Genomic DNA, 11,842 nt, shown 5'->3' with positions numbered 1-11,842 from the left:
CGCGACGATCGACGCGTCGCTCGGGGGCGTCGGCGGTTGCCCGTTCGCGCCGGGCGCGGCCGGCAACGTGCCGACCGAGGACGTCGCCTACCTGCTCGATCGATCGGGCGTCGGCACCGGGCTCGATCTCGATGCGCTGATCGATGCGGCCCGGTGGTTCACCGACATCATGGGCCGCCCGCTGCCGGGCATGGTCTCAAAGGCCGGGCGATTCCCGCCCGCGGCCGCGCGCAATCTCGAAAGGCAGGAACTGGCATGAGCTATCGCCTCGGCGTCGATGTCGGCGGCACCTTCACCGACCTGTTGCTGCTGGAGGAGGAGTCGGGCCGCTTCTGGCGGCACAAGACGCCCTCGACTCCCGCGGACAGTTCGGTGGGTATCCTTGAGGGGGTGGAAGCGGTCTGCGCCAAGGCGGAGGTGACGCCGACCGAGGTTGAGGTGTTCCTGCACGGCACCACGGTCGCGACCAATGCCGTGCTGGAGGGCAAGGGCGCGCGCGTCGGCCTGATCGTGACGCAGGGCTATCGCCAGATCATGCAGATCGCGCGCAGCTATGTGCCCGGCGGGCTCGCCGGCTGGATCATCTGGCCCAAGCCCGAGCCGCTCGCCGCGCTGATCGACACGATCGAGGTCGCGGGCCGGATCGACGCGCAGGGCCGGGAGGTGCGCCCGACCGACGATGCCGGCATCGAGGCTGCCCTGACGATGCTGAAGGACCAGGGTGTCGAGGCGATCACGGTGTCGCTGGCCAACGCCTATCTCAACGGCGCGCACGAGGTCCGGGTCGGGGAGCTCGCCGCCCGGATCTGCCCCGAACTGCCGATCTCGCTGAGCCACGAGGTCTTGCCCGAGATGCAGGAATATGAGCGCACGCTCACCACCGTCGCCAATGCCGCGGTGCGGCCGATCGTGGGCAATTACGTCCGCAATCTGCGCACCAAGCTGCGGGACGCGGGGATGGGGGGCAAGCTTGCGCTGCTGCGCTCCGATGGCGGGCTGATGTCGTCGGAAAAGGCGGAAGCGCATCCGGTCTCGCTGCTGATGTCCGGTCCCGCCGGCGGCGTGACGGGCGCGCTCTGGGTGGGGCGGAACAGCGGCCTGCGCAATATCCTGACCCTCGACGTCGGCGGCACGTCCACCGATGTCGCGCTGATCGAGAATCTGGAGCCGCGCCGGGCGCGCACGACGGAGGTCGGCCATCTGTCGGTGCGCGCGTCGTCGCTGGACGTGAAGACGGTCGGCGCGGGCGGCGGCTCGATCGCCTATGTGCCGGAGCTGACCAAGGCGCTGCGCGTCGGGCCGCAATCGGCCGGCGCCGTCCCCGGACCGGTCGCATACGGCAAGGGCGGCACGCAGCCCACCGTCACCGACGCCAATGTCGTGCTCGGCTACCTGCCGGAGTCGCTGCTCGGCGGCACGTTCAAGCTCGATCGCGAAGGCGCCACGGCCGCGGTCCAGACGATCGCGGACGCGCTCGGCATCGGGTTGATGGACGCGGCGCGCGGCATCATCGACATCGTCAACGAGAACATGTTCGGCGCGTTGCGCATGATCTCGGTCCAGCAGGGTTACGATCCGCGCGGTTTCGCGTTGATGGGCTTCGGCGGCGCGGGGCCGCTGCACGTCAATGCGGTGGCGCGGCTGATGGGCAGTTGGCCGGCGGTATCGCCGGTGTCGCCGGGCGTGCTCTGCGCGCTGGGCGATGCCACCACGCGGATGCGCACGGAGACCGCCCGCAGCTTCTCGCGCCGGTTCGGCGACACCGATGAGGCCGAGGTGCTGGCGATCCTCGACGAGATGGCGGCGCAGACCCGCGACGAGCTGAAGGCGGACGGCATCGCCGATGCCGACATCACCAGCCTGTTCGAGATCGATGTCCGCTATGAGGGCCAGGCGTTCGAGGTGCCGCTGTCCATCGATGCACAGACGCTGCGCCGCGACGGGCTGGCCGGGATCACCGCGCGGTTCGACGCGGAGCACGAGCGGCTGTTCACCTTCAACATGACCAGCCCGCACGAGCTGGTGAACCTGCGCGCGGTGGCGCTGGGCGTCGCGCTCGATCTGCCGGCCGCGACGCTGCCGCGAGGCGACGGCGATCCGGCCCAGGCCAAGCTGCGCGATCACGAGCTGTGGATGGAGGGCGCCACCCACGCCGCCGTCATCTATGATCGCGCCTTGCTCGAACAGGGCGACGTCGTCCCCGGGCCCGCGATCGTGATCGAGATGGACTCCACCACGCTGATCGAGCTTGGCTGCGTCGGCACCGTTGATGCCGTCGGCAACATCCTTATCACGCTCGCCTGAGAGACCTGCCATGCCCGCGACGATCATCGAACCCAACCACACGCCCTTCGCGACGGTACCGATCGATCCGGTCACCCTGGAGGTGATCGAGAACGCGTTGCGCAACGCGCGCGTCGAGATGGACGCGACGCTGGTCCGTACCGCCATGTCGCCGGGCATCCGGGAGCAGGGCGATGCCTTTCCGCTGATCGCCGATCACAAGGGGCGGATGATCGTCGGCCAGTTCGGCTCGTTCATCGGCGGCTTCCTCGACGGCTATGACGGCACGCTCGAAGACGGCGACATGATCCTGCTCAGCGATCCGTATTCGGTCGGTGGCGCGATCAGCCATTCCAACGACTGGCTGGTGCTGCTGCCCGTGTTCAAGGACGGGCGGATCATGGCCTATACCGCGATGTTCGGGCACCAGAGCGACATCGGCGGCAAGGTCGCCGGCTCCATGCCGATCGACGCGCACTCGATCTTCGAGGAGGGCGTGCGGATCCCGCCGGTCAAGATCTGGCGTCGCGGCGAGTACAACCCGGACCTGGTGAAGCTCGTGATGCACCAGACCCGCAAGCCCGACTGGTGCGCGGCCGATCTCAACGCGCTGATCGCGTCATGCCGGGTCGCGTCGCGTCGGCTGATCGAGCTGTGCGAGCGGTTCGGCGACGACGTCTATATCTCGGCGACGCAGGAGCTGCTGGCCCGCAATCGTCGCGCGATGAAGCAGCTGATCGAGACCTCGATCGGCGAGGAGCCCGTCGATTTCGAGGATTACCTCTGCGACGACGGCATGGGTTTCGGGCCCTACCGCATCAAGTGCACCATGTGGCGCGAGGACGGTCGCGTCGTCCTCGATTTCGCCGGCACCGATCCGCAGAGCCCGGCCTCGATCAACTTCTACCTCAACGAGAACATGTTCAAGATGTTCTTCGGCATCTACATGATCATGGTCTTCGATCCGCAGATCCTGTTCAATGACGGATTCTACGATCTGATCGACGTCCGCATCCCGGCGGGGTCGCTGCTCAAGCCCCGGTTCCCGGCGGCGCTGTCCGGGCGGACGCATGCGCTCGGGCGCATCTTCGATATCCTCGGCGGGTTGTTGGGGCAGCGCACGCCGGACTTCCTCTGCGCGGCGGGCTTCTCGTCCTCGCCGCATCTGTTCTATTCGGGCACCGATCGGCATGGGCAATATTTCCAGCTGTTCCAGATCGGTTTCGGCGGCATCCCGGGCCGGCCGATGGGCGATGGACCGGACGGCCATTCGCTGTGGCCGGGCTTCACCAACGTCCCCAACGAGTTCCTGGAGCGCTACTTCCCGCTGGTCATCGAGCGCTACGAGACCGCGCCGGACTCCGGCGGGGCGGGGCTGTGTCGCGGCGGCAACGGCATTCACATGACCTATCGCTTCCTGGAGCCGGGCGTGATCGCGATCCACGATGACCGCTGGTTTATCAAGCCATGGGGCGTGAACGGCGGCGAGCCGGGCGCGCGCGCGCGCAAGATCCTGGAAAAGGCCGACGGCACGCAGACGATCGTCGCCAACAAGCTGGAGGAGCTGGCCGTCGCGGCGGGAGATCAGCTCCACTTCATCACCTGGGGCGGAGGCGGTTGGGGCGACCCGCTCCAGCGCGACGCGGCGCTGGTGGAGAAGGAGGTCGCGCAGGGACTGGTGACGGTCGAAGGCGCGCGTCGCTACGGCGTGGTCATCGGCGATCCTGCGGCGACGGCGGCGTTGCGCGACGAGAGGCGGGCGACGCGCGGTGCGCTGCCGCTGTTCGATCGAGGCGGCGAGATCGAGGTGCTGCGGGCCTCGTGTCTGGCGGAGACCGGGCTGCCGGCCCCGCGCCAACCGGTCTGGGCGCACGCCGCCATCGCGGCAGAGTGAGCCGATGACGATCAATGAAGGCGCGTTGCAGGGCATCCGGGTGATCGAGCTCGGTCAGCTGATCGCGGGTCCGTTCTGCGGTCAGCTGTTGGGGGACATGGGTGCCGACGTGATCAAGGTCGAGCCGCCGGGCGCGGGCGATCCGATGCGCGCCTGGGGTCGCGGCGAGCATCGATTGTGGTGGGAAGTGGTGGCTCGCAACAAGCGGTCGGTCTCGGCCAACCTGCGCGTCCCCGCCGGCCAGGAGCTGGTTCGCAAGCTGGTGGCGGAGGCGGACATCCTGATCGAGAACTTCCGGCCGGGCACGATCGAGAAATGGGGCTTGGGTCCCGATGTCCTGCACGCGATCAACCCAAGGCTGATCATCGTGCGCGTGTCGGGCTACGGGCAGACCGGGCCCTATGCGTCGCGCGCCGGGTTTGGCGGCATCGGCGAGGCGATGGGCGGGTGGCGCTATATCGTCGGCGATCCCGATCGCGCGCCGAGCCGCATGGGCCTGTCGATCGGCGACACGCTCGCGGCGACCTATGGCTGCCTGGGCGCGCTCGCCGCCCTGCATGCGCGCGAGCGCACCGGCAAGGGCCAGGTCGTCGACAGCGCGCTCTACGAGGCGGTGCTGCAGGTGACCGAGAGCCTGGTCCCCGAATATGTCGCCTCCGGCTATATCCGCGAGCGATCGGGCTCGGCGCTGCCGGGTATCGCCCCATCCAACGTGTATCCGTGTTCGGACGGCGAGTTCCTGATCGGCGCCAATCAGGACGCGGTCTTCGCCAGGCTCTGCGACGCGATGGGCCAGCCGGAACTCGCGGTGAACCCACGCTATGTCGATCACGTGTCGCGCGGACGCCATCAGGTGGAGCTGGACGAGATCATCGGCGCGTGGACCGCAACGCTGACGATCGCGGAGGTCGAGCGGCTGATGATCGAGCACAGCGTGCCGTCGGGGGCGATCTATCGCGCGCCCGAGATGCTCGCCGATCCTCATTTCGCCGCCCGCGAGGCGATCGTCACGCTCGATCATCCGCGCTGGGGCGAGCTGAAGATGCAGAACAGCTTTCCCCGGATGTCCGACACGCCGGGGTCGGTCCGCAGCATCGCGCCGCAGCGCGTGGGCCAGCACAATGACGAGGTCTATGACGCGCTGGGCGTGTCGGCGGAGGAACGCGCCGCGTTGGCGGCCAAGGGCGCGATCTGATCAGCGACTGCGTACTCGACAGCGCTTGGCCGGGCGTGTGTCAGGCGACCGGCGTCACGTAGCTGCGGCACCGCATCAGCGGCTGGATGCGCAGCCCCCAATCGTCCATCGCCGTCCCATAATCGTCGAAGCAGAGCATCACGCCCTTGACGCCCGGCACCGCCGCCGCCTCGTCGAGCAGGTTGGCGACCGTCTCGTAGGAGCCAACCAGCGTGCCCATGTTCGTGTTCACCGCGCCCACCGGTATCTGCAGCGTCCGGGCGGTCGATCCCGCCGCCGCCTGGGTATCGGCGCTGGCCTGATCGAACATCCAAGACAGCGCCACCGGATCGGCACCGTCGTTGTAGAGCTTCCACTTGTTCATCGCCTTCGCGTCCGTCTCGTCGGCGATGACCATGAACAGCACATAAGCGCCGACGTCGCGTCCCGCCTCGGCGGCGGCGGCGGCGAGACTGGCGACGGCGACGCGGTTCGCCTGCGGTGTATTGACGCCGGACGCCATGCAGAAATTATAATCGCCATGGCGTGCGGCGAAGGCCATGCCGCCGCCGCTCTGGCCGGCGCAGACCAGCTCGATCCTGGCGGACGGACGCGGGCTGAGCCGGCAATCGGTCATCCGGAAATACTCGCCCTTGAAGTCGGACCGACCCGTGGTCCACAGGTCCTGCATCACCTGCACGTACTCGGCGCAATATTGGTAGCGTCGCGCGAAATGCTCCGCGCCGGGCCAGAGGTCCATCTGCTGGTACTCGGCCTGTTGCCAGCCCGAAACGATGTTGACACCGAAGCGGCCGCCCGAGATGTCGTCGATCGTCGCGGCCATCCGCGCCACGATCGCGGGATGCAGCGTCAGCACCGCCGTCGAGGCGAACAGCTTGATCCTGCTGGTGACGGACGCCAGTCCCGCCATCAGCGTGAAGGAATCCATTGCGTGATCCCAGAACTCGCTTTCGCCGCCAAAGCCGCGCAGCTTGGTCATGGAAAGCGCGAACTCCATCCCGTATCGCTCGGCCTTCTGCACTACGTCGCGGTTCAGCGCCCAGGAGGGGCGATAGCGCGGCGACGTCGTCGAGATCAGCCAGCCGTTGCTGCCGATCGGAATGAATACCCCGAAATCCACGCGATCTTCTCCCGGTTGACAGATGCGGCATGAGGTCCGGCTACACCGATTCGTCCGCGATCGGCCGGCGCGGCAGTCGGAGCACCGCCAGGCTCGACAGCAGCAGCGCCGGCGGAACGATCAGGGTGAAGCTCACTTGCCAGCCGAGCAGCGCCACCAGCCGCGTCGTGAGATAGGGGAAGACGACCATGCTGGCGCTGACGCAGGCGGTGCCGCTGAGCGCGGCGGCCGTGGTGCGCAGCGCCGCCGGGAAGCTTTCCAGCACGTACGTGATCATGATCGCCGACACGCCGTAGAAGAAGATCGCGGTCACGCCGAAGGCGATCACGTCCTGCTCGAAACTGGTCGGCAGCCACACCATGCCGAGGAACAGGCCGGCGGCGACCAGATTGAAGAGTGCGATCGTGTCGCGACGCGACAACAGGTACATGCTCACCAGCGCCGATCCGAGATAGCCGATCACGCTGATCCCGTATGACGATCCAACCACGACCGCCGACGCCGACACCGTATAGCCACGCACCTCGTGCAGAAACGTCGGCAGGAAGAAGGCGGTGGCGGCGACGGCGCCCGCGTTGAAAAAGAGGGTCAGTCCGGTCAGCACCGTTGTCCGGCGGTAGGGCGCGCTGAGCAGCGTCGCGATCGGGGACTCCACGCCAGCCAGGCGGCGGCGATCGGAGCGGGGCGACAGGACGTCGCGCGGGATCAACAGCCCCAGCGGCAGCGCGACCACCGCCACCGCGAAGCCCACGAGGAACAGCGAGCGCCAGCCATGGCCGGCCAGGAGCGGAGTCACGAGCAGCGATGCCAGGAACCAGGCGACGGGGTACGCGCATTGCAGCAACGCGATCAGCAGCGCGCGCGCGCGGCGCGGCGACGCCGCCGCGACGATCGTGTTCGTGATCGGTGACAGCGAGGCGCTGAAGCCGAAACTCGCGATGCGCAGGGCGGCGAAGACCGGGAAACTGCGCGACAGGCCCAGGCAACCGATCAGCAAGGCCGACGAGACGAGGCACACGGGCAGCATCAGGCGCGGCCCCAGCCGGTCGGTGAGGCTCCCGATCGCGACCGGCACGACGGCGCCGACGACGAACGACGTCGAGATGACGATGCCGATCACGTCCAGCCCGACGTCGAACTCCTTTCTGATGTCCGGGATCGCATAGCCGAACATCGACTGGTCGATGTTGGTCAGCAGCCAGGCCAGGAACGCGACCGCCATCGCCAGCATCATCGGCCACCGCCATGGCGCCTCCATCGACACGGCAGGATCGGCCGATCGCGGCGCTGCTTGGCGCGGCGTGTCCTGCACGCCCTCGCGTTGCCGGACCTCCGACGTCACGCGGCGAGGCTCCGTGGTGACGATGCGTCCGAGCCGCCGTGGCAGACCAAGGCCCCTGATCGAGCGCGGGTCGAGGCGGCCGGCGAGCGCGTGCCGGGGCGGGCGTCCGACGCCGCGCATCCAAGGGCAACTATGGTGAGCATCCAGTCTCCCCAGGCGGTTGACCTCACCGCGCAGGTGCCGCCGGCGGTGAGCGGCATCGCAAATAGAACGGCTTTTTTCGGTCGGTGACAACAGAAAACTTTGTCGATCGGACGGTAGCGCCTATGGGAGGCGACGTGCGGTGACGGGCGTCCTCCGCAGGAGGTCGCGCGGAGGATCGAGCCGGGCGGAGCACAGCCGGCGGCGATCTGATTTGGTGAGACGGAGATGGATGTCGCCAATGTCTACCGCTTCCTGGCGGTGATCGAGCAGGGAAGCTTCGCGGGCGCGGCCAGGCAGTGCGGCGTGACGCCGCAGGCGATCGCCTTCTCGATCACCAAGCTGGAGGCCGAACTGGGCGCGAGGCTGTTTGCCCGCGAGTCCGGCGGCATCACCGCGCCGACCGAATATGCGACCCGGCTGGAGCCCTACGCGCGTGGCCTGCTGCTCGCCGAGCGCCGTGCCGTGGAGGCGGTCAAGGCATTGCGCGACGCGCGATCCGGCTGGCTCAGGCTGGGCGTCGGCGAGACGATGGCGGGTTCGGTGATCGCGCAGGTGATCGCCGACATCAAGGCCGAGCGGCCGGACGTCGAGATCGCATTGATCGAGGATTACACCGATGTGCTGATGAAACGCATGGCCGCCGGCGAGGTGGACCTGGTGGCGGGTGCGCCGGTCACGGCCATGCCCCCGGGCGAGGATGTCGTGCAGGAAATCCTCTTCGAGTCCTTCGACCTGATCGTCGCGCGCCGCGAGCATCCGCTGGCGGGGAAGGCCAGGGTCACGCTCGCCGACATGCGCGATTTCACGTGGTTGGTGCCCCATGCGCGCCGGGACACCCATCAGGCGATCCGCGCGGCCTATGTCGAGGCCGGGATCGCGCCACCGACGTCCTTCATCTTTTCGGATACGAGCACCGTCGGCGTCGCGCTGCTGCGGACGCAGGATTACCTGCTGGTATCGCCGCCCGATCTCGTGACGACCGATGACGACAGTCATCTGGTCAGGCTCAACGCCGCTGGTCCGACGCTGCGGCGCGTGGCCTGCCTGATCCATCGCAAGGATCAGCCGCTCGGTGCGCTGGCGATGGTGGCGCGCGAGCGGATCTTCGCCGCGATCGCCGGTCGCAAGCGCCCGGCGACCCGCCGGCTGGCGTCGTCATGATCGACCTGGCGTCACGGGCCGGCGAGCAAGGTACGGAGCGACCGACGATGGCCAGCGGCACGTTGTACGAGAAACTGTGGAACAGCCATGTCGTCTCGGAGGACGGATCAGGCAACAGCCTGCTCTATGTCGATCGCCACATCCTGCATGAAGTGAGCACGCCCACCGCGTTCGACACGTTGCGCCAGACGGGCCGCGCCGTGCAGCGACCGGACGCGAACCTGGCGGTCGCGGATCATTCCGTGCCCACCCGCGATCGGGGCGGCGTCATCGCCGACCCGCTCGCGCGGGCACAGGTGGCGGCGCTCGCCCGGAACTGCGCGGAGTTCGGGATCCCCTATCTGGCGCTCGAAGGGCCACGGCAGGGCATCGTCCATGTGGTGGGCCCCGAACTCGGCTTCACGCTGCCGGGCGCGTTGCTGGTCTGCGGGGACAGCCACACCTCGACGCACGGCGCGTTCGGCGCGCTGGCCTTTGGCATCGGCGCCAGCGAGTGCGAGATCGTGATGGCGACGCAATGCATCCGCCAGCGCCGCGCACGGACGATGCTGGTGCAGCTGGAGGGGGAGCCGGCGCCCTGGGTCTGCGCCAAGGACGTCGCCCTCGCCGTGCTGGCGCGGCTCGGCAGCGGCGGCGGCACGGGTCATGCGATCGAGTTCGCGGGGCCGGTGGTCGATCGCTTCGGCATGTCGGAGCGCATGACGCTGTGCAACATGGCGATCGAGACCGGCGCCCGCATTGGCCTGATCGCGCCGGACGCGACGACGATCGCCTATCTGGAAGGGCGGCCGATGGCCCCCGGGGGGGCGATGTTCGACCGCGCGGCTGCGGCGTGGCGCACGCTGGCGTCGGACGGGGACGCCTCGTTCGATCGGGTCGAGTTGATCGACGTGTCGGCCCTGTCGCCCTGCGTCACCTGGGGCACGACGCCTGACGACGTGATCGCCGTGGACGGTCGCGCGCCCGACCCGGCCGCCGCGCCGGACGCCGCCGTGGCCACCCGGATCGCGCACGCGCTCGACTACATGGGCCTCGCGCCCGGCCAGCCGCTGGCCGGCCTGCCGATCAATGCCGCGTTCATCGGCTCATGCACCAATGGCCGCATCGAGGATCTGCGCAGCGCCGCGGCGGTCGCGGCCGGGCGCCATGTCCGTCCGGGCGTGCGCGCGCTGGTCGTGCCCGGATCCACCGACGTTAAGCGCCAGGCCGAGGACGAGGGGCTGGATCACGTGTTCCGCGATGCCGGGTTCGAGTGGCGCGAGGCGGGCTGCTCGCTGTGCGTGGCGATCAACGACGACCGGCTGCAACCCGGCCAGCGCTGCGCCTCCACGTCGAACCGCAACTTCGAGGGGCGGCAGGGACGCGGCGCCCGCACCCATCTGATGAGCCCCGCGATGGCCGCCGCGGCCGCCATCGCGGGTGCGATCGTCGATGTCCGCGCGGTCATGGCCTGAGATGCAGCCGTTCGTCCGTCTCGCGGGGCCGGCCGCACCGATCGCCGAGGACAATGTCGACACCGACATTATCTACCCCGCGCGCTTCCTGTTGCGGATGGAGAAGACCGGGCTTGGCGACGTGCTGTTCCGTGATCGCCGCTTCACGCCCGATGGCACGCCCAGGCCTGACTTCGTCCTCAACCGCGAGCCGTGGCGGCGCGCGACTATTCTCGTGGCAGGACGCAATTTCGGCTGCGGGTCGAGCCGCGAGCAGGCGGTCTGGGCACTGGCCGATTTCGGCATCCGGTGCGTGATCGCGGCGAGTTTCGGGGACATCTTCCGGGGCAATTGCCTGCAGAACGGCATCCTCCCGGTCCGCCTGCCGGACGCCGCGCTGGCGGATGTCGCGGGCGCGGCCTTGCTCGGCGAGGAGGTCCTTGTCGATCTCGACGCACAGCGGATCTGCCTGTCAGGTCAACGGAGCATCGATTTCACGACCGAGCCGGCGGTGCGCGAGGCGTTGATGATGGGCTGGGACGCGACCGAGATGATCCTGCAACGCGAGCGATCGGCGATCGCGGCTTTCCAGGAGCGGCATCGCGCGGCTAACCCCTGGCTGTTCGCGCAAGGAGCTTGCCCATGACCGCGCTTGAGGAAAACTACGCTCGTGCCTTTGGGCAGAAGATCGGTTTCGGCAAGGCGCCGGCGCTGATCCTCGTGGACTTCGTCGAGGCCTATTTCGATCCTGCGTGCGACCTCTATGCCGGCGTCGACGAAGCGCTCGCGTCCGCGCTCCGCATCCGCGCGGCTGCCCACGCCAAGCGGCGGCCGGTGATCCTCACCAACGTCGTTTATCATCCGGCCGCGATGGATGGCGGTCGCTTCTACGAGAAATCCAGGCCGTTGCGCTATTTCCGGCGTGGTGATCCGATGGGCGCGTGGCCGAGGGGCCTGGAGCCGCGCGACGATGAGCTGGTGATCTCCAAACAATATCCTAGCGCCTTCTTCGGCACCTCGCTGGCCTCGACCCTGACCTCGCTCGGCGTCGACAGCGTCATCCTCACCGGGCTGAGCACGAGCGGCTGCGTGCGGGCGACCTGCGTCGACGCGATGTCGCATGGCTTCATCCCGACCGTGGTCCGCGAGGCTTGCGGCGATCGACACAGCGGACCGCACGAAGCCAGCCTGTTCGACATGGAGGCGAAATACGCCGATGTGGTCGGTGAGAGCGACATCATCGCCTATCTCGACCGACTTTGAAGGAGTC

General features: G+C 68.4%; 9 protein-coding genes and 1 pseudogene. 8 read left to right on the top strand and 2 right to left on the bottom strand.

The features are described from left to right. The 4 genes and pseudogenes from HUU95_RS00250 to HUU95_RS00235 all read left to right on the top strand — a co-directional run. A pseudogene (locus tag HUU95_RS00250) lies at positions 1 to 259 on the top strand (hydroxymethylglutaryl-CoA lyase); the annotation flags it as partial. Then, positions 256 to 2,304 (top strand): hydantoinase/oxoprolinase family protein, encoded by a 2,049-nt coding sequence (locus tag HUU95_RS00245; protein WP_174278236.1) that lies wholly within the window; start codon positions 256 to 258, stop codon positions 2,302 to 2,304. The pseudogene HUU95_RS00250 and the gene HUU95_RS00245, both read left to right, overlap by 4 nt. Before the next feature lie 10 nt (positions 2,305 to 2,314). Continuing rightward, a complete protein-coding gene (locus tag HUU95_RS00240; RefSeq protein ID WP_174278235.1) occupies positions 2,315 to 4,177 on the top strand; it encodes a hydantoinase B/oxoprolinase family protein in 1,863 nt (620 codons plus the stop codon). A gap of 4 nt (positions 4,178 to 4,181) precedes the next feature. Continuing rightward, the gene (locus tag HUU95_RS00235) at positions 4,182 to 5,372 is read left to right on the top strand and encodes a CaiB/BaiF CoA transferase family protein (protein WP_174278234.1); all 1,191 of its coding nucleotides are present in this window, start codon (positions 4,182 to 4,184) and stop codon (positions 5,370 to 5,372) included. A gap of 40 nt (positions 5,373 to 5,412) precedes the next feature. On the opposite strand, the gene rutA is transcribed toward HUU95_RS00235, so the two are convergent. Continuing rightward, complete coding sequence (gene rutA / locus HUU95_RS00230) at positions 5,413 to 6,492, bottom strand: pyrimidine utilization protein A (RefSeq protein ID WP_174278233.1); 1,080 nt, start codon at positions 6,490 to 6,492, stop codon at positions 5,413 to 5,415. 40 nt (positions 6,493 to 6,532) lie between these two features. Then, positions 6,533 to 7,834 carry an MFS transporter gene (locus HUU95_RS00225; RefSeq protein WP_174278232.1) on the bottom strand — a complete coding sequence of 434 codons (1,302 nt, stop codon included), beginning with the start codon at positions 7,832 to 7,834 and terminating at the stop codon, positions 6,533 to 6,535. A 369-nt stretch (positions 7,835 to 8,203) separates the two neighbouring features. Between HUU95_RS00225 and HUU95_RS00220 the strand changes: the two genes are divergently transcribed. The 4 genes from HUU95_RS00220 to HUU95_RS00205 are packed head-to-tail and all read left to right on the top strand — an operon-like array spanning position 8,204 to position 11,835. Then, on the top strand, positions 8,204 to 9,139 hold the full coding sequence (locus HUU95_RS00220) for a LysR family transcriptional regulator (protein ID WP_174278231.1): 936 nt from the start codon (positions 8,204 to 8,206) through the stop codon (positions 9,137 to 9,139). 47 nt (positions 9,140 to 9,186) lie between these two features. Then, positions 9,187 to 10,593, top strand: a complete 1,407-nt coding sequence (gene leuC / locus HUU95_RS00215; RefSeq protein WP_174278230.1) for a 3-isopropylmalate dehydratase large subunit — start codon at positions 9,187 to 9,189, stop codon at positions 10,591 to 10,593. Between the two features lies 1 nt (position 10,594). Continuing rightward, on the top strand, positions 10,595 to 11,218 hold the full coding sequence (gene leuD, locus HUU95_RS00210) for a 3-isopropylmalate dehydratase small subunit (protein WP_174278229.1): 624 nt from the start codon (positions 10,595 to 10,597) through the stop codon (positions 11,216 to 11,218). Continuing rightward, a complete protein-coding gene (locus HUU95_RS00205; RefSeq protein WP_174278228.1) occupies positions 11,215 to 11,835 on the top strand; it encodes an isochorismatase family protein in 621 nt (206 codons plus the stop codon). The genes leuD and HUU95_RS00205 overlap by 4 nt, the downstream gene beginning before the upstream one ends. Positions 11,836 to 11,842 lie beyond the last annotated feature (7 nt).

Source organism: Sphingomonas bacterium (assembly GCF_903643065.1).
Lineage (GTDB): Bacteria > Pseudomonadota > Alphaproteobacteria > Sphingomonadales > Sphingomonadaceae > Sphingomonas.
Note: the sequence above shows the minus strand (reverse complement) of the source record. Positions and strands in the feature narration are given on the sequence as shown.

Bases quoted from the DNA above. Each gene is read 5' to 3' on its own strand.
- HUU95_RS00245 (WP_174278236.1), top strand. From the start codon at position 256: ATGAGCTATCGCCTCGGCGTCGATGTCGGCGGCACCTTCACCGACCTG.
- HUU95_RS00240 (WP_174278235.1), top strand. From the start codon at position 2,315: ATGCCCGCGACGATCATCGAACCCAACCACACGCCCTTCGCGACGGTA.
- HUU95_RS00235 (WP_174278234.1), top strand. From the start codon at position 4,182: ATGACGATCAATGAAGGCGCGTTGCAGGGCATCCGGGTGATCGAGCTC.
- HUU95_RS00220 (WP_174278231.1), top strand. From the start codon at position 8,204: ATGGATGTCGCCAATGTCTACCGCTTCCTGGCGGTGATCGAGCAGGGA.
- leuC (WP_174278230.1), top strand. From the start codon at position 9,187: ATGGCCAGCGGCACGTTGTACGAGAAACTGTGGAACAGCCATGTCGTC.
- leuD (WP_174278229.1), top strand. From the start codon at position 10,595: ATGCAGCCGTTCGTCCGTCTCGCGGGGCCGGCCGCACCGATCGCCGAG.
- HUU95_RS00205 (WP_174278228.1), top strand. From the start codon at position 11,215: ATGACCGCGCTTGAGGAAAACTACGCTCGTGCCTTTGGGCAGAAGATC.